The following is a 17,448-nucleotide window of genomic DNA, read 5'->3' as shown; positions in this document are numbered from 1 at the left end:
ATTCTTAACGATGTATAACACGTAGGCATTTTCTTGTAGTTATTTATTTAATTAGATACTATATATTGTGCCTTGGGCATATAAACATTACTAAATATAGATTTTAACAAGAGTCTATATTTAGTCCTGTAAATCTTTGCTGGACTTTATATGAACACTAATACCATCTCTGTTATCAAGCGTGATGGCCGATCTGAGCCGTTAGACCTTGAAAAAATCCATCGTGTAATCGATTGGGCCGCAAATGGCCTGGATAATGTCTCTACATCACAAGTTGAACTTAATTCTCAAATTCAATTTTATGATGGTATTCAAACTCAAGATATACAAGAAACAATCATTAAAGCAGCTGCTGATTTAATTTCCACGGATACACCTGATTATCAGTATTTAGCGGCTAGACTTGCGATGATAAATATCAGAAAAAAAGCTTATGGTGATCATGTTCCACCCCATTTGTATGACCATGTATCATCCTTAATTCAAAAGGGTGTTTACGACAAAAATATAATTTCAGATTACTCAAAAGATGAATTTGAAGAGATGAACAGCTACTTAGTGCATGACAGAGATTGGGATTTCTCGTATGTGGCTGTTATGCAGATGCAGGGAAAATATTTAGTTCAAAATCGTGTTAGTGGAGAGATTTACGAGACACCTCAGTTTTTATATGTGCTCGTAGCAGCATGCTTATTTGCTAAGTATCCTAAGGATGTTCGTTTAAAGTACATAAGAGAATTCTACGATGCGACTTCAACTTTTAAGATTTCATTGCCAACCCCAATTATGGCTGGTGTCAGAACTCCAACTCGTCAATTTAGCTCATGCGTTTTGATTGAATGTGGTGATAGTTTGGATTCGATTAATGCTACAAGTTCTGCGATTGTTAGATATGTTTCTCAGAGAGCTGGTATTGGGATTAATGCAGGGCGAATTCGTGCTGAAGGGAGTCCAATTCGAGGTGGAGAAGCTAGGCATACTGGTTGTATTCCTTTTTATAAGCATTTCCAAACGGCTGTAAAGTGTTGCTCTCAAGGGGGAGTACGTGGTGGAGCAGCGACTTTATTCTATCCTATTTGGCATTTGGAAGTGGAATCGCTTCTTGTTCTTAAAAATAATAGGGGTGTAGAAGCTAATCGTGTGCGTCACATGGATTATGGGGTGCAGCTAAACCGTCTTATGTATGAAAGGCTTGTGAAAGGTCAGAACATTACTTTATTTTCTCCTTCCGATGTACCTGGTCTTTATGATGCATTTTTTGAGGATCAAGATACATTTGAGCAACTATATACTAAATATGAACAGGACCCTAGTATCAGGAAGCGTCAAGTTAAGTCGAATGATTTATTTTCTATGCTTATGCAGGAGAGGGCTAGTACTGGTCGTATCTACATACAAAACGTAGATCATTGCAATACACATGGAGCTTTTGACCCTAAAAAAGCACCTATAAGACAAAGCAATCTATGCTTGGAGATTACATTGCCAACTAAACCTTTGGATGATATTAATGATCCAAAAGGTGAGATTGCACTTTGCACTTTATCAGCTTTTAATCTAGGTGCCATCGACAGTTTAGATGAGTTAGAACATTTAGCTGACCTTGTTGTGCGTGCATTAGATGCACTTCTTGATTATCAAGATTATCCGATTAAAGCTGCTCAAATTAGTACTATGAACCGTCGTTCGCTTGGGGTTGGAGTTATAAATTTCGCATACTACCTAGCAAAAAATGGAGCAAAATATTCTGATGGTAGTGGCAATGCTATCACACACCAGACTTTTGAAGCTATTCAGTATTACTTGCTAAAGGCTTCAATGAATTTAGCTAAAGAATTTGGACCGTGTCCAGCTTTTGATGAAACCAAATATTCTCAAGGTGTCTTACCAATTGATACTTATAAAAAATCAGTTGATGATTTTTGTAAGGAGCCATTGCGTTTAGATTGGGATACTTTAAGGGTTGATATAGTTAAGTATGGGTTGAGAAATTCTACATTAACAGCTCTTATGCCATCAGAGACCTCTAGTCAGATATCAAACGCTACCAATGGTATCGAACCACCTAGGGGGCTTATTACAGTTAAGCAATCTAAAGACGGAATCCTTAAGCAGATAGTTCCAGATTACAAAGAACTCAAGGACAAATATGAGACTTTATGGCAGCTACCAAATATGGATGGCTATCTTCAAATAGTCGGAATTATGCAAAAGTTTGTGGATCAATCCATATCTGCAAATACAAATTACGATCCTAAGAAATTTGAAAATGGTCTCGTGCCTATGATGCAATTGATCAAAGATTTGCTCAAAGCGTATAAGTACGGAGTTAAAACTTTGTACTATCATAATACGAGGGATGGATCTGATGATATACAAGATACATCTAAGGAAGACGATTGTGCAGGAGGTGCCTGCAAAATATAATTTTGCACCCTAAGGATTAATTATGAAATATAGTACGTTTTGTCAGACACCAAATAATGCATTAAAAGAACCTATGTTTTTTGGTCAATCAGTTAATGTTGCACGCTATGACCAACAAAAATATGAGATTTTTGAAAAGTTAATTGAAAAACAACTCTCATTCTTTTGGCGTCCTGAAGAAATTGATGTTTCACAGGACAGAATAGATTATGCAGGGTTGCCTGATCATGAAAAGCACATATTTATTAGTAATCTTAAATATCAAACTCTTTTAGATTCAATACAGGGTAGAAGTCCAAATGTAGCTTTTCTACCGTTGGTATCTATTCCTGAATTAGAGACCTGGATTGAGACATGGTCATTTTCTGAAACTATTCACTCAAGGTCATACACACATATTATTAGAAATATATCAGTTGATCCGAGTTCTATTTTTGATGATATTGTTAGAAATAAGCATATCTTAGAAAGAGCCCAAGACATCTCAAAATATTATGATGAGTTAATTGAACTAACTCAGTTTTACGAAATGTTTGGTGAGGGTGTACATAACGTAAACGGTAGGGAAATAAAGGTGAGCATTTATGAACTTAAAAAGCGTCTTTACCTTTGCCTTATGGCAGTTAATGTTCTTGAAGCTATACGATTTTATGTAAGTTTTGCATGTTCATTTGCTTTTGCCGAACGCAAACTTATGGAAGGTAATGCCAAAATTATTAAGCTAATTGCAAGAGATGAAGCCCTGCATTTAACTAGTACGCAACATATGCTTAACATTATGAGTTCTGGTGCAGATGATCCTGAAATGGCTCATATTGCAAGTGAATTAAAAAATCAATGTTTTGAGTTGTTCAAAAGTGCAGCTGAACAGGAAAAAGCTTGGGCTGAATATTTGTTTAAAGATGGATCTATGATTGGTCTAAACAAAGAAATTCTTATTCAATATGTTGAGTACATTACAAATATTCGTATGTCCGCTGTTGGGCTTGAGGAAGCATTTCCACAATCAAAACAAAACCCAATTCCATGGATTAATACATGGCTTACATCTGATAATGTTCAAGTTGCACCTCAAGAAGTTGAATTAACTTCTTATCTCGTAGGACAGGTTGATTCAAATTTAGATATTGACGAACTTAGTGCTGATGATCTTTAAATCATGGCTTATGTCATAACGCAAAGCCTTGGTTTTCACACTCTAGAAAATGAAACTTTACTGGAGGGATTGGAGCGGACTGGTCATAATGTTCCAAGCCATTGTCGTTCAGGCTTTTGTGGGACATGCAGAACTAAAATAAGGGTAGGAGAGGTAGAGTACTTATTGGATCCACTTGCTTATATAGGACCTGACGAGATTTTACCTTGTTGCTGTAAGGCTAAGGATTCAATTATTTTGGATTGTTCCATCGATTCTACTGAACTTAGTGTTGCTAATCCTCTTAGCATTAGTAGAAAGTAGATCTCCTAAAGTAACATTTTCATCTAATAAAAGCCTGGCCATTTGAGTCTTCATATTTTTATCTGTTATTTTGTCTATAGAACTACTTAGGATAAACATATCTTTTAGTTTAGACATGTCCATATCATAGTCGCTAGCTAAAACCCATCTTTCAGAGCGTTTACCCTCAGTATTAACTATGTATCCAAGTGTTTTTAATTTATCAAGAATCATTAATGTGTGGGCTATCTCACCATGAATATCATACACAATTGTGTTGGTACTTTTACCAGGTGGATTTTCATTTCTAGATTGATCAAGCAATCTTAAAATTCTTATAGCTTGTATAAAATCAGCTCCAATTTTGTTATATGTTTGATCAAAACCATATCGTAATTGGGGTAGCATAGAAACAAGCAATGCACCTGCTAGCACGATAATCCAAGAAATATAAATCCATAATAAAAATAATGGTATGGTGGCAAATGTTCCGTAGATTAAAGTATAAGAAGGAAATCTCGAGATATAGTAAGCAAAGCCTAATTTAAGTCCCTCAAAAAGCAGAGCGGCGGTAGCACCGCCGATGAGTGCATCCTTCCAGTGTACCTGTCTGTTAGGAACAATTTTGTAGATTAAGGAAAAGGAAATAAATGACAAAATAAATGGGAAAATAGTCCCAACTAAGTTTTGTACAAAACTTAAATCAACCCCCATCCCTAATTTTGCCCTAGTTACATACGAGCTAGCCCAAATACTAGTTGCAAATACAAATGGTCCAACCGAAAGAATAGCCCAATATATAAGAATCCTTACCCAAAGAGGTCTTTGTTTACTTACCCTAAACATTTTGTTAAGGACTTCATCTACTGTCTTCATAAGCATAATAGATGTTATGACTAAGAATACAGACCCAACTACGGTCATGCCTCTTGCACTTTCAGCAAATTGATTTAGATAATTCATGATTTGATCTGATATGCTTTCGGGCATCAAATTGCTGGTCATGTAATTTTGCAAATCGCCTTGCATTGTGTTGAACATAGGGAAAGCAGTAAATAAAGACAGAATTACAGCGAGCAGGGGAACTATAGCTAGAACAGTAGTGTATGTCAGGGTGCCAGCAACTTGAGTAATGTTTTCTTTAAGGACCCTGTTATAGATATATAAAAGAGTTTCTCTGCAAGATATTTTGGTTTTTATGCCTTCTAAATTATTAGATTCCTCGATTTCATGAACTTCTTGAATTTGCTCTAGTTGTTCAGCCTCATCGACTATGTCAGACATTATTTACCCCGTAATTTGACCTGATGTAAGTATAACAATCTTAAGATTAAATTCGTTAAAATGAAAAATTACATTTTTTTGTTAATCTATTAAAGATTGTGGAGAAATCTCAGAACAATTTTATAAAGTTAGTTTTATTTTTATTATTACTAACACTAATAATATTTAACGTTTTTTGGGAACTATGGTTAGATCCTTTAGTTCCAGGTGGAAGTTTATATGTTCTAAAAGTTATGCCATTGTTTTTTCTTTTGTATGGCACATATAAGGGTGACATATATCTTCTTCAGTGGTTATCACTCGTTATTTTGTTTTATGTAATGGAAGGCATTGTACGCATGATGTCTGATACTACTAGTATTTCAAACATACTTGGTCTGGTTGAATTTGTTTTATCTACGGGCATTTTTATATGCTCACTTGCATATTTAAGACCTGCTAAATTAGCTTATAAAGCAAAGAAAAAAAATCATAGGGAATCAAATGAAAAAGACTTTATACGATAAATTATGGGATGCTCATGTAGTTAAAGAATCCGATGATGGAACATCTTTAATCTATATTGATAGGCAGCTTTTACATGAAGTCACCAGTCCGCAAGCTTTTGAAGGGCTAAAGCTTAATAACCGCATGCCATGGAGAATTGATGCGAATCTTGCTGTTGTAGATCACAATATTCCCACTAAAAATATACAAAATGGGATAGATGAGCCCATTGCCAAATTGCAAGTTGATACTTTAAGAAAAAATTGCGAAGAGTTTGGAATCACTTTTTTTGATGTGGATGATGTGAGAAATGGTATTGTCCATGTTGTAGGACCAGAGCAGGGAGCTACATTGCCTGGGATGACTGTAGTTTGCGGAGATTCACATACAAGTACTCACGGTGCTATTGGAGCCTTGGCTTTTGGAATCGGCACTTCTGAGGTTGAGCATGTACTATCAACACAAACACTAATTAAAACTAAAGATAAAAATATGTTGATTAAGGTTGAGGGTAAACTTCCTAAAGCCTGTACATCCAAAGATTTGATTTTATATATTATTGGCCAGATAGGGACAGCAGGTGGGACTGGATATGCTATTGAATTTGCAGGTTCCACTATACGAAATTTGTCTATTGAGTCTAGGCTTACTATTTGCAATATGTCTATAGAAGCAGGTGCTAGATCTGGATTAGTTGCTGTTGACGATAAGACAATTGAGTATTTTAAAGACAAACCATTTGCTCCAAAAGGAGAAAAATGGGAAGAGGCTGTTGGGTATTGGAAAACTCTTCATTCTGATGAAGGTGCCCATTTTGATAAGGTTATAAATATTGATGCTTCAAAAGTGGTACCTCAAGTTACATGGGGTACGTCACCTGAGATGGTCTTGGGTATTGAGGATAGTGTTCCCGACCCATTTGCAGAATCTGATTCTACTAGGTCACAGGGCATTGCCAGGGCATTAGAATATATGGGCTTGAAACCGAATCAAAAAATAGTTGATATAAAAATAGACAAAGTTTTTATAGGTTCCTGTACCAATAGTAGGATTGAAGATATTAGAAGTGCAGCTGAAATAGTTAAAGGAAAAACAATTGCTAGCAATATTAAATTGGCGATGGTTGTTCCAGGGTCTGGACTTGTAAAAGAGCAAGCTGAACTTGAGGGATTAGATAAAGTTTTTACGGATGCCGGATTTGAGTGGAGATCTCCTGGTTGTTCTATGTGCTTAGCTATGAATAATGACAGATTAAGTCCGCTTGAGAGATGTGCCTCTACATCAAATAGAAATTTCGAAGGTCGTCAGGGTCATGGAGGTCGAACTCATCTTGTAAGTCCTTCCATGGCAGCGGCTGCTGCTATAGCTGGACATTTTGTGGATGTTCGAAATTTTTCAAGTTTAAATCAAGATCAATAGGGACTAAGTATGCAAGAATTTATAAAACATACAGGATTGGTCGTGCCACTTGATAGGGATAATGTAGATACAGATTTAATTATTCCTAAGCAATTTTTAAAATCAATTTCCAGATCTGGTTTTGGACCAAATGCCTTTGATGAACTGCGTTATTTGGATCATGGAGAGCCTGGTATGGATAATTCAAAAAGACCTCTTAATCCAGATTTTGTTTTAAATCTTCCTAGATATAAGGGAGCTAGCATACTATTAACTAAAAGTAATTTTGGTTGTGGATCATCGCGTGAGCACGCCCCTTGGGCTTTACTACAAAATGGATTTCGTGTGATATTAGCAAGCAGTTTTGCTGATATTTTTCACAATAACAGTTTTAAAAATGGATTATTACTTATTAAATTACCTGTGGAAGTAGTAGATGAGCTTTTCAAAGAAGTGGAATCCACTGAAGGTTATTCGCTGACAGTTGATTTAGAAAATCAAGTTTTGGTTAAACCTGATGGGTCTGAAATTTCTTTTGAGATTGATAAATTTAGGAAATACTGTCTCTTAAAGGGGCTTGATGATATAGGTATTACTTTAGGAAGTACAGAAGATATTACTAATTTTCAAAATAATAGGCTTCAAACTCACAGTTGGCTAAGAGGTATAAATGAATAAATTAGTAGCAGTATTACCAGGAGACGGAATTGGTCCTGAAATCGTTTCGCAAGCTGTAAGAGTTCTTAAGGAATTAAATCTTGGTCTTGAATTCGAAGAACTTCCTGTTGGAGGAGCAGCTTATGACCAATTTGGGCATCCATTGCCAGAACAAACTTTAGAGTTAGCCAATCGATCACAGGCTGTATTATTTGGAGCTGTTGGCGATTGGAAGTACGATAGTTTAGATAGAGAATTAAGACCTGAACAAGCTATATTAGGACTTAGAAAAAATTTGGGTTTGTTCGCAAATCTTAGGCCAGCATTTTTATATCCTGAGTTAGCACAAGCTTCTACCCTTAAACCTGAAGTAGTTTCAGGGTTGGATATTGTCATAGTTCGCGAGTTGACAGGAGATGTTTATTTTGGTAAGCCTAGGGGTATAAGAGATTTACCCAATGGTGAAAGCGAAGGCTTTGATACTATGTGCTATAGGGAGAGTGAAGTCGAACGCATTGCCCATATTGCGTTTAAAACTGCCTCTTTTAGAAGTAAAAAACTTTGCTCAGTAGATAAAGCAAATGTTCTTGAGACTTCACAGTTGTGGAGGGACGTTGTTATCAAAGTTTCTAAGCAATATCCAGATGTGATGCTATCTCATATGTATATTGATAATGCAGCTATGCAACTTGTTAGAGCTCCAAAAGATTTTGATGTAATTCTTACAGGGAATTTGTTTGGCGACATTTTATCTGACGAAGCATCTATGCTAACTGGCTCAATAGGTATGTTGCCATCCGCTTCCTTGAACTCTAGCTCTCAAGGATTGTATGAACCAAGCCATGGGTCAGCCCCTGACATAGCTGGTCAAAATAAGGCAAATCCACTAGCCACTATATTGTCTGCTGCTCTTATGCTTAGATATAGCTTTAAGATGGAAGATGAAGCTAAGAGGCTTGAAAGTGCAGTGGCTGAAGTGATTAAGGAGGGCTATAGAACTTTAGATATTGTAAGCAATGAAGATAGTCAAAATATTGTTGGCACAGTAGAAATGGCCGATGCCGTAATTAGTAAACTTTCAAAATAATAAGGATAAAAATGAGATTAGATGTTGGTTTCGTTGGATATAGAGGTATGGTGGGCTCTGTACTTATGCAGAGGATGCGAGATGAAGGTGATTTCAATCGAATAAATCCAATTTTTTTCTCTACCAGTAGTGCAGGTGGAGATTCTCCAAACTGGGCAGATTCTGGCCCTCTTCAGGATGCATATTCTGTTGAAGCATTATCAAAGTTGCCAGTTATTTTAAGCTGTCATGGAGGTGACTACACAAAAGAAATTTATCCGAAATTAAGATCATCTGGTTGGCATGGGTATTGGATTGATGCTGCTAGTGCACTTCGCATGAACGAAGAAGCAGTTATTGTTCTAGATCCTGTAAATCGTGAAGTAATAGATTCAGCTTTAAATTCAGGTGGTAAATTATTTACAGGTGGAAATTGCACTGTTAGTTGTATGCTTATGGGTATAGCAGGTTTATTTAAAAGTGGACTAGTTGAGTGGATGACTTCAATGACTTATCAAGCTGCTTCAGGCGGTGGTGCTAAGCATATGCGTGAATTACTAACGCAATTTGGAACTTTAAATAACGAAGTTAAAAATCTTTTAGATGATCCTGCCTCTGGGATTTTAGAGATAGATAAGCAAGTTTTATCTAAGCAAAGAGGAGACATAGATACTACTCAATTTGGAGTTCCATTAGCCGGAAATTTAATTCCTTACATTGATAGCCAGTTGGAAAATGGACAATCTAGAGAAGAATGGAAGGCTCAATCTGAGACAAACAAAATTTTAGGTTTAAAAGGCGATTCTATAATTCCTATTGATGGTCTATGCGTAAGAATTGGTGCTATGCGTTCTCACAGTCAGGCTCTAACAATAAAACTTAAAAAGGATGTACCACTTTCTGATATAGAAGACATAATTTCTAATAGTACAGAGTGGTCTAAATTTATACCTAATAATAAAGAGGACGCTATTCATAAACTAACTCCTGTTGCGGTATCTGGTACGCTTGATATCCCAGTAGGCAGAGTTAGAAAACTAAATATGGGTCCTAATTACATTTCTGCTTTTACTGTTGGTGATCAGCTTTTATGGGGTGCGGCTGAACCCTTAAGACGTATGCTGAATATTGTTTTAGACTTTTCAAATGCATAATGAGCTATAGAGTTGCACTTGGTATATCTTATGATGGTAGGGATTTTCAAGGTTGGCAAACTCAGCCTAATGGTCTGACTGTACAAGATAAATTAGAGGCAGCTCTTAGGGAATTCACAAGACATCAAGTAAGCACAATTTGTGCTGGACGTACAGATACTGGAGTTCATGCTCTTGGCCAAGTTGTGCATTTTGATACTGAGGTTGATAGAAATCTTGAATCTTGGATTAGGGGAGTTAATTCTCATTTACCTGACTCTATAAGAGTTCGTTGGTCAAAAATTGTTCCTGATAGTTTTAGTGCTAGATTTTCTGCGGTAAGCAGAACCTATGTTTATTTGCTTAGAAATGAGAGAGTTATGTCACCTATTTGGAGTGGCAGGGCTGGTTGGGATTTTCATAATCTAGATGTTGAAAGCATGAACATTGCCAAAGAAAAGATGATTGGTACTCATGATTTCACTAGTTTTAGATCTTCTCAATGTCAGGCTTCTAGTCCCGTAAGGACTCTAGATTTATTTAAAATAAATGCTGAGGGTCCATTCATTATATTTACTCTCAGGGCTAATGGATTTTTGCATCATATGGTCAGAAATCTTATAGGCACAATACTTTATGTTGGTATGGGTAGGTTTAGTCCTTCGAAAATCCCTGATCTTATTGAGGCTAAAAACAGGATGTTCACTGCTCCCACATTTATGCCCGATGGGTTGTATTTTGCGAGAGTTGACTATCCTGAAGAGTATGAGATACCACAACTTTTTGATATTGAATCTCCTTTTAGAAGTTTAATTCACGCTATATAGTGGAATTAAAAATTTTTTTGTATAGAATAAAAAATCAATTATTAAATTTTAGAATTAAAAATTTAGGTTAAAACATGAAATTTTTTAAAAACATTAATGCCAAAAATATTGTTATGGCTTTATTGACCGCAAGTGCATTGGTTGCTTGTGGCGATAAAAAGGAATCAACTGCATCTTCAGAAGATAGTTCAAAAAAATTTAAAATCGGTGTGGTTCAGTTTGCTGAACATGGCTCTTTGAAAAACTGCCATGATGGTTTTGTATTAGGTCTGAAAGAAGCGGGTTACGAAGACGGTAAAAATATTGAGATTGATTATCAGATTGCTCAAGCTGATACAGGTTTAACTAATCAGATTGTTCAAAATTTTTCAAGTAATAAGGCTGATTTAATTGTGGGCATTGCCACACCCGCAGCCCAAGCAGCTTTTAATGAAGGTAGAAAAAACAATATCCCAGTGATTTTTAATGCGGTGACAGATCCAAAACTTGCAAAACTTCAAAACGAAGACGGATCTAATATGGTTGGCATTACAGGAACTAATGACCGCCTTCCTATCAAACAGCAACTTGAATTGATACGTGCATTTTTGCCAGAAGCTAAAAAGATTGGCATTATGTATAACACAGCAGAAGATAATTCATTAGCCTCTATAAAAATTTATGAAAAACTTGCACCTGACTATGGGTTTGAGATCGTTACACAGGCTATTACTAATGCAGGTGATGTGCCATTAGCAGCTCAATCATTGATATCTAAGGTTGATGCTTTAACCAATCTTACAGACAATATGGTTGTTCAAAATATGCAAGTTATTATGGAGAAAGCAAAAGAGGCGAAGATTCCATATTTTGGTTCTGAGCAAGAGCAAGTGGCTTTGGGTTTAGTAGCAGCTGAAGGTCTTGATTATGTTGCCTTAGGTAAAACTACAGGTAAGATGGCTGCGGCGATTATTGAAGGTAAAAAACCAGAAGAATTGCCTATACCAGAAATTTCTGAATCGAGCCCTTTTTATAATTCAAAAACACTTAATGAATTAGGCCTTACACTACCTGAAAGCTATAAACACGCAAAAGACTTAGCTAAATAAAATGCATTACGTAGCAATCTTATCTGATATTTTTGAGCAAGGATTAATTTATTCTTTGCTTGCTCTGGGTATATTTATAAGTTTTAAAGTATTAAATTTGCCCGACCTAACTGTTGACGGTAGTTTTCCATTTGGAGCTGCTATTTCAACTTGGGCATTGATGTCAGGTTTAGATCCATGGACTTCTCTGTTTCTAGCAGCATGTGCCGGTGCTTTAGCTGGGGCTTTTACAGGAGTTCTACATGAAAAGCTTAAAATTAATGCATTATTTGCAGGCATTATAACTATGACTTTGCTTTATTCAGTCAATCTTTTGGTTGTGGGTAGGGCAAATCAATCTATATTCGATAAGATTACAATTTTCAAAGGATCATTATCTAGTCTATCTATTTTCGAAAATAATAAAGGCTTACTCATCCTGTTTGTTGTTGGTCTTATTGTTTTAATTATTAAATTAGCCTTGGATTATTTCTTTAAAACCAAGGCTGGTTTACTGCTCAGGGCGACAGGGGACAATGAACAAATCGTAAAATCGCTAGCTGTAAAACCTGGTACCATGCGGATTATCGGCTTATCATTAGCTAATTCTCTTGTAGCGTTATCGGGTGCAGTTTTATCTCAGCAGCAGGGTTATTTTGAAATAAGTATGGGTACTGGGGCTATGGTTACTGGTTTAGCTTCTTGTATTATTGGGCTTGTTTTATTTACAAATGTCAGATTTTTGAAGTTAACTACGCAAGTAATTTTAGGGTCAATTTTGTATAAAGCCTTGGTAGCGTTGGCCATTAATTTAGGTACTCCAGCATATTTACTAAATATGGTTAGAGCATTGTTATTCTTACTTATTCTTATGAGCGATCAAGTCAGAACCCCTCTTATGAAAAGTTTAAATTTCAGGAGGGCAAAAGATGTCTGATTTTCTTACAGTTAGTAATTTAAATAAGAGCTTTCATATAGGAACGCCTGATGAAGTTAGGGTGTTCAAAAATTTTAATTTGTCCTCTCCTAAAGGGGAATTCATTTCTATTATTGGATCAAACGGCTCTGGTAAATCCACTTTATTAAACTTAATATCAGGAACTTTAAAACCTGATTCAGGAAAAATAATACTATCTGATAGAGGAGATACCAGTAAGCTCTCCGAATCTTCGAGATATAAAACTATAGGCAGGGTGTTTCAAAATCCATCTATGGGTACAGCTGGAAATTTAACTGTATTAGAAAATTTGTCTTTAGCTGCTAATAAGGGTAAATTTTATGGATTAGGTCTTGGGTATAAAACTCGTGATAGAGATTTATTCAGAGAGTCTTTAAAAAAACTTAACATGGGCCTAGAGAATTATCTAGATCAGAAAACAGGTAATTTATCTGGTGGTCAAAGGCAAGCTCTAGCCTTATTGATGACTAGTCTTTCTCATGCAAGTTTAGTTTTGCTTGACGAGCATACGGCAGCATTAGATCCTAAGTCTTCAGATAGAATTATGGAGCTTACTCAAGAGCTCGTGGATACTATGAATTGCACAGTTTTGATGGTTACTCATAATCTCAGATATGCTCTTCAATATGGCGATCGAATTATTATGATGCATCAGGGTAAAATTGTTCTGGATAAACAAGGTCAGGACAAAAAAAACTTACAGCTTGATGATATCGTAGGACTATTTGCTGATATTTCTATAGAGTTGGGAAATTAATTATTTTCCAACTCTTCTATTTGGGCTAAAACATCAAACCATTCTTCTTCTAGATGTTTTAGCTCATTAACGGATTTTTGATGATCATTTAATATTTTAAGTCTGTTATCTCTATTTGATTCTGCATAAAAGCTTTCATCCGCTATCAATGCATCATATTCAGATATTTTATTTTCAAGATTGTTGATATTTTCTTCTATGTAAGAAGCTTTTTGTTCAAGAGGTTTTTTGAGTTTAAATTTTCTTTGCCTCTCTTCAGCTTCGAGCCTTTTGGTAGCCTTTTTATCTACAGTAGAATCAGATTTATTTTTTTGATCTACTTTAGTTGAATTAGATTTTCTTTCTTCAATCCATTTGGCATAGTCATCAAGATCACCGTCGAATTCGTGAACATTGCCATCATAAACAATCCAAAATTTATCAATTGTAGACTTTAATAGCTGTCTGTCATGGGATACTAATAGCATACTCCCATCAAATTGAGCAAGAGCCTCAGCTAAAGCCTCTCTTGTAACTATATCAAGGTGATTACTTGGTTCATCTAAAATTAGTAAATTCGGCTTTTTCCAAACAACTAAAGCCAAAGCTAGACGTGCCTTTTCTCCTCCAGAAAAGGGGGCAATGGGTTCGCAAACTACATCGCCAGTAAAAGCAAATTGACCGAGATAATTTCTAAGTTCTTGTTCGGTGGTGTTGGGATCAGCTATGAGTTGTAGGTGTTGGAGGGGAGTAGATTCATCATTAAGCATATCAAGCTGATGTTGAGCAAAATATCCTATTTTTATGCCTTTTGAGGGTTTTATTGCTCCCGAAATTAGAGGTAATCCATCAGCTAGAGTTTTTACTAGAGTTGATTTCCCAGCCCCATTCATACCAAGCATTCCAATCCTATCTCCACCACGTAACATTAGGGATATATTTTGCAAAACAGGTTTTTGTTCATATCCCACACTTAAATCTTCCATAACTAGAAGAGGGTCTGGCATATTTGGATTTGTTGGCAATGTTATGTGTATCGCTCCTTCAGCTTGCAAAGGGGCTAATTTCTGCATTCTTGAGAGGGCTTTAATTCTACTTTGTGCTTGTTTTGCTTTAGAGGCTTTTGCTTTAAACCTATCTATAAAGTTTTGTAGCCTTTCGCTTTCTCTCTTTTGTTTTTCAATTTCAGCGATATGCTGTTTATGTTTCTCAGCTTTTTGAATTAGATGTTGATCATAATTGCCTTTGTATCGAATAAGTTGTTTGTTCTCAAAGCTTAAAATGTTTTGAACGGTGGAATTCAGAAAATCTGTATCATGCGAAATAATTAGAACCGTTCCGTCATATCTAGATAACCATTTTTCAAGCCATATCATTGCATCTAAATCTAGATGGTTTGTTGGTTCATCTAGTAATAGCAGATCTGAGGGCATCATTAGAGCTCGGGCTAGTGCTAGTCTCATCTGCCATCCACCAGAGAATTCACCAATAGCTTTAGACCATTCGGATGGACCAAAACCTAATCCAGACAGAAGCTGTTCTGCCCTCGACTGGACCGTGTAGGTGCCAGCATCTGAAAGAGCAGCTTCAAGTTCCGATAATCTAACGCCGTCATTAGTGTCTGTATTAGCGTATTCACTTTGAAGGTTTCTTAAATTAATATCACCATCAATTACAAATTCGGTAGCTGATTGATTTCCTAATAAAACATCCTGTCTAACATGAGCGATTCTCCACTCTTTAGGAATGCTTATATCTCCAGTTTCTTGATCGATTTGCCCTAATATCAATGCGAATAAACTAGATTTTCCAGCGCCATTTCTACCAACTATACCAATTCTTTCATTGGAATTGATAGTGAATGATGTGTTTTCTAAAAGGGGTTTACTGCCACGTCTTAAACTTAGAGAGTTTGCTCGAATCATGTAGGTCACGACCCTTGATAAATACAACGCTTTCTGTCGTAGTAGCTGTTTCTAAACAAATGTGATGTAAATTTGGAAATGCTTTAACAAAGTACTCGTACTCATTGCCAATTTCAAGAATTATAGAGGTGTTATCATGGGTAAAGTTTAAAGCTTCAGTTAGAAAACGCTTGATTGTATCCATGCCCTTTTCACCACCTGCTAATGCTAATTGAGGTTCATAGCCATATTCAGGAGGTAAATTTTGCATCGATACGCTGTTTACGTAGGGCGGATTGCATATGATCAAATCATATTTGTAATCAGGATTAAAGCTAAATAAATCGCTGACTATAGGGTGAAAGTTTTGTACATTGTGTTTGTCTTTATTTAATTTTGCTATCTTAATAGCTGCATCAGAAATATCCACACCGTCTACCTCCGCAAAGGGGTAAATTAATGCTACTAGAATACCTAAACACCCTGAACCTGTGCACATATCAAGAATTTTAGAGGGTTCCGTATTTAGGATGTCCTGTTCAAATAAATCTTGAGATAAAAGCTCTGCAATAAAGGAGCGCGGTATTAAAACATCCGAGTTAACGATAAATTCAAGTCCTTGAAGCCATGCGGATCCAGTTATGTATGGCAATGGCATACGATCCACTATTCTTTTATTAAGATAATCCAATATCTTTGTTTTCTCATCTTCTGTGACTAATGCATCTAGAAATATATCGATATCAACTGGCTTGAGATGTAGGGCAGAATATACAAGTTGTATAGCTTCATCTATATATTCTGTATTTCCATGTCCTAAAAAAATTTCATTTTCGTAGAATTTTGAGGTGCAGTATCGAACAAAATCCCTAACAGATTTAAGCTCTTTTAGGATTTCAGAATGAATTTCTTTATTTTTCATTAAGCTAAAAGTTTTTCTAATACTTTAAAGTAAATGTCTTTGCTTTTTTCTAAGTCATCTACATCAACATGCTCGTTTATTTGGTGAATGCTGGCATTAATTACACCAAATTCCAAAACCTTTGGTTTAGGATTCATTTTTGCGATAAACCTGCCGTCTGATGTACCACCAGTAGTGCTCAATTGAGCATCAACACCAGTTACTTCTTTGATGGAATCAATCATCGCTTTTGTTAAATCTTCGGCTTCAGTTAAAAAAGGCTCGCCTCCTAGAATCCATTCGATTTCATAGTCTAGGTTGTGTTTATTTAGTATTTCTTCAACACGATTTTTTAATGATTCAGGAGTGCTTTCAGTGCAGAATCTGAAATTAAATTCAATGTGAGCAATTCCAGGGACTACATTTGCTGCACCAGTACCAGCACGATAATTGGATATCTGAAATGAAGTAGGGGGAAAGAATTTATTACCCTCATCCCAAACAGTACTACATAATTCAGCAACAGCAGGTGCCGCTAAATGAATAGGATTTTTGACTTTATGTGGATAAGCTACATGTCCTTGTTTACCTTTAATAGTCAAAGTAGCCCCGTAAGACCCACGACGACCAATTTTAATAGTATCTCCCAATTTATCTACACATGAAGGTTCGGCTACGACACAGTAGTCAATAGATTCACCGCGTTTTTCAAGGACTTCACAGACTTTTACCGTGCCATCGATAGCGATACTTTCCTCATCAGAGGTAATCAAAAGAGCAACTGAACCATTATGATTTGGATATGCTTTAACAAATTCATAGCTGGCAATGGCACTTGCAGCAACTCCTGCTTTCATATCAGCAGCCCCACGTCCATAAAGTTTATTGTTTCGAATAGTAGGTTCGAAAGGTGGAGAATCCCACAAATCCCTAGGTCCAGAGGGTACAACATCAGTGTGTCCAGCAAATACTACTAATGGTGCTAGGTCTCCATGACGAATCCAAAGGTTTTTTACAGCACCAAACTCCATGAATTCCGCTTTAAAACCTTGTTTTTTAAGAAGATCTGCTAATACATCCTGGCATCCAGCATCGTTTGGTGAAATGGATTCACGTGAAATTAAATCTTTAAGCAGTTCAAGTGTGGTTATATTTTGAGTGTTCAT

16 protein-coding genes are annotated in these 17,448 nt (G+C 36.2%); 12 read left to right on the top strand and 4 right to left on the bottom strand.

What is annotated here, in order from left to right; genetic code table 11:
* Positions 1-150 precede the first annotated feature (150 nt).
* The 3 genes from nrdA to yfaE are packed head-to-tail and all read left to right on the top strand — an operon-like array spanning position 151 to position 3,886.
* The gene (nrdA, locus tag KUI_RS04375) at positions 151-2,427 is read left to right on the top strand and encodes a class 1a ribonucleoside-diphosphate reductase subunit alpha (RefSeq protein WP_013522636.1); all 2,277 of its coding nucleotides are present in this window, start codon (positions 151-153) and stop codon (positions 2,425-2,427) included.
* 22 nt (positions 2,428-2,449) lie between these two features.
* Complete coding sequence (nrdB, locus tag KUI_RS04370; RefSeq protein WP_013522635.1) at positions 2,450-3,583, top strand: class Ia ribonucleoside-diphosphate reductase subunit beta; 1,134 nt, start codon at positions 2,450-2,452, stop codon at positions 3,581-3,583.
* Positions 3,584-3,586: 3 nt separating this feature from the next.
* A complete protein-coding gene (yfaE, locus tag KUI_RS08125) occupies positions 3,587-3,886 on the top strand; it encodes a class I ribonucleotide reductase maintenance protein YfaE (RefSeq protein ID WP_081447342.1) in 300 nt (99 codons plus the stop codon).
* Here the strand turns inward: yfaE and KUI_RS04365 are convergent.
* Positions 3,812-5,149, bottom strand: coding sequence for a YihY family inner membrane protein (locus KUI_RS04365; RefSeq protein WP_013522634.1), 1,338 nt, complete (start codon positions 5,147-5,149; stop codon positions 3,812-3,814). The genes yfaE and KUI_RS04365 overlap by 75 nt on opposite strands.
* Before the next feature lie 98 nt (positions 5,150-5,247).
* Between KUI_RS04365 and KUI_RS04360 the strand changes: the two genes are divergently transcribed.
* The 9 genes from KUI_RS04360 to KUI_RS04320 all read left to right on the top strand — a co-directional run bounded on the left by KUI_RS04360 (position 5,248) and on the right by KUI_RS04320 (position 13,498).
* Entirely contained in the window at positions 5,248-5,655 is a 408-nt protein-coding gene (locus tag KUI_RS04360) for a DUF2069 domain-containing protein (RefSeq protein ID WP_014840392.1), read from the top strand.
* Positions 5,633-7,054, top strand: coding sequence for a 3-isopropylmalate dehydratase large subunit (gene leuC / locus KUI_RS04355; protein WP_013522632.1), 1,422 nt, complete (start codon positions 5,633-5,635; stop codon positions 7,052-7,054). The genes KUI_RS04360 and leuC overlap by 23 nt, the downstream gene beginning before the upstream one ends.
* A 9-nt stretch (positions 7,055-7,063) precedes the next feature.
* Complete coding sequence (gene leuD / locus KUI_RS04350; RefSeq protein WP_014840391.1) at positions 7,064-7,711, top strand: 3-isopropylmalate dehydratase small subunit; 648 nt, start codon at positions 7,064-7,066, stop codon at positions 7,709-7,711.
* Positions 7,704-8,777: a 3-isopropylmalate dehydrogenase gene (leuB, locus tag KUI_RS04345; protein ID WP_013522630.1), complete on the top strand. Its 1,074-nt coding sequence runs from the start codon at positions 7,704-7,706 to the stop codon at positions 8,775-8,777. Before leuD ends, leuB begins: the two co-directional genes overlap by 8 nt.
* Positions 8,778-8,788: 11 nt before the next feature.
* Entirely contained in the window at positions 8,789-9,910 is a 1,122-nt protein-coding gene (asd, locus tag KUI_RS04340; RefSeq protein ID WP_014840390.1) for an aspartate-semialdehyde dehydrogenase, read from the top strand.
* A complete protein-coding gene (gene truA / locus KUI_RS04335; RefSeq protein WP_013522628.1) occupies positions 9,910-10,716 on the top strand; it encodes a tRNA pseudouridine(38-40) synthase TruA in 807 nt (268 codons plus the stop codon). Before asd ends, truA begins: the two co-directional genes overlap by 1 nt.
* A gap of 74 nt (positions 10,717-10,790) precedes the next feature.
* Positions 10,791-11,804: an ABC transporter substrate-binding protein gene (locus KUI_RS04330; RefSeq protein WP_013522627.1), complete on the top strand. Its 1,014-nt coding sequence runs from the start codon at positions 10,791-10,793 to the stop codon at positions 11,802-11,804.
* A 1-nt stretch (position 11,805) separates the two neighbouring features.
* Positions 11,806-12,720, top strand: coding sequence for an ABC transporter permease (locus KUI_RS04325; protein ID WP_013522626.1), 915 nt, complete (start codon positions 11,806-11,808; stop codon positions 12,718-12,720).
* Positions 12,713-13,498: an ABC transporter ATP-binding protein gene (locus KUI_RS04320; protein WP_014840389.1), complete on the top strand. Its 786-nt coding sequence runs from the start codon at positions 12,713-12,715 to the stop codon at positions 13,496-13,498. The genes KUI_RS04325 and KUI_RS04320 overlap by 8 nt, the downstream gene beginning before the upstream one ends.
* On the opposite strand, the gene KUI_RS04315 is transcribed toward KUI_RS04320, so the two are convergent.
* From KUI_RS04315 to dapE, 3 genes are read right to left on the bottom strand one after another with little or no spacing between them, the layout of a single operon-like run.
* Positions 13,495-15,402 (bottom strand): ABC-F family ATP-binding cassette domain-containing protein, encoded by a 1,908-nt coding sequence (locus KUI_RS04315; RefSeq protein ID WP_014840388.1) that lies wholly within the window; start codon positions 15,400-15,402, stop codon positions 13,495-13,497. The genes KUI_RS04320 and KUI_RS04315 overlap by 4 nt on opposite strands.
* A complete protein-coding gene (prmB, locus tag KUI_RS04310) occupies positions 15,362-16,303 on the bottom strand; it encodes a 50S ribosomal protein L3 N(5)-glutamine methyltransferase (RefSeq protein ID WP_013522623.1) in 942 nt (313 codons plus the stop codon). The genes KUI_RS04315 and prmB overlap by 41 nt, the downstream gene beginning before the upstream one ends.
* A complete protein-coding gene (dapE, locus tag KUI_RS04305) occupies positions 16,303-17,448 on the bottom strand; it encodes a succinyl-diaminopimelate desuccinylase (protein ID WP_014840387.1) in 1,146 nt (381 codons plus the stop codon). Before dapE ends, prmB begins: the two co-directional genes overlap by 1 nt.

The organism is Taylorella equigenitalis ATCC 35865 (genome assembly GCF_000276685.1).
Lineage (GTDB): Bacteria > Pseudomonadota > Gammaproteobacteria > Burkholderiales > Burkholderiaceae_B > Taylorella > Taylorella equigenitalis.
Note: the sequence above shows the minus strand (reverse complement) of the source record. Positions and strands in the feature narration are given on the sequence as shown.

Excerpts from the sequence above, each read along its gene's own strand:
- KUI_RS04325 (WP_013522626.1), top strand. The coding sequence starts at position 11,806 with ATGCATTACGTAGCAATCTTATCTGATATTTTTGAGCAAGGATTAATT.
- leuC (WP_013522632.1), top strand. The coding sequence starts at position 5,633 with ATGAAAAAGACTTTATACGATAAATTATGGGATGCTCATGTAGTTAAA.
- leuB (WP_013522630.1), top strand. The coding sequence starts at position 7,704 with ATGAATAAATTAGTAGCAGTATTACCAGGAGACGGAATTGGTCCTGAA.
- KUI_RS04330 (WP_013522627.1), top strand. The coding sequence starts at position 10,791 with ATGAAATTTTTTAAAAACATTAATGCCAAAAATATTGTTATGGCTTTA.
- truA (WP_013522628.1), top strand. The coding sequence starts at position 9,910 with ATGAGCTATAGAGTTGCACTTGGTATATCTTATGATGGTAGGGATTTT.
- leuD (WP_014840391.1), top strand. The coding sequence starts at position 7,064 with ATGCAAGAATTTATAAAACATACAGGATTGGTCGTGCCACTTGATAGG.
- yfaE (WP_081447342.1), top strand. The coding sequence starts at position 3,587 with ATGGCTTATGTCATAACGCAAAGCCTTGGTTTTCACACTCTAGAAAAT.
- nrdA (WP_013522636.1), top strand. The coding sequence starts at position 151 with ATGAACACTAATACCATCTCTGTTATCAAGCGTGATGGCCGATCTGAG.
- KUI_RS04315 (WP_014840388.1), bottom strand. The coding sequence starts at position 15,402 with ATGATTCGAGCAAACTCTCTAAGTTTAAGACGTGGCAGTAAACCCCTT.
- prmB (WP_013522623.1), bottom strand. The coding sequence starts at position 16,303 with ATGAAAAATAAAGAAATTCATTCTGAAATCCTAAAAGAGCTTAAATCT.
- dapE (WP_014840387.1), bottom strand. The coding sequence starts at position 17,448 with ATGAACACTCAAAATATAACCACACTTGAACTGCTTAAAGATTTAATT.
- KUI_RS04320 (WP_014840389.1), top strand. The coding sequence starts at position 12,713 with ATGTCTGATTTTCTTACAGTTAGTAATTTAAATAAGAGCTTTCATATA.
- nrdB (WP_013522635.1), top strand. The coding sequence starts at position 2,450 with ATGAAATATAGTACGTTTTGTCAGACACCAAATAATGCATTAAAAGAA.
- asd (WP_014840390.1), top strand. The coding sequence starts at position 8,789 with ATGAGATTAGATGTTGGTTTCGTTGGATATAGAGGTATGGTGGGCTCT.
- KUI_RS04365 (WP_013522634.1), bottom strand. The coding sequence starts at position 5,149 with ATGTCTGACATAGTCGATGAGGCTGAACAACTAGAGCAAATTCAAGAA.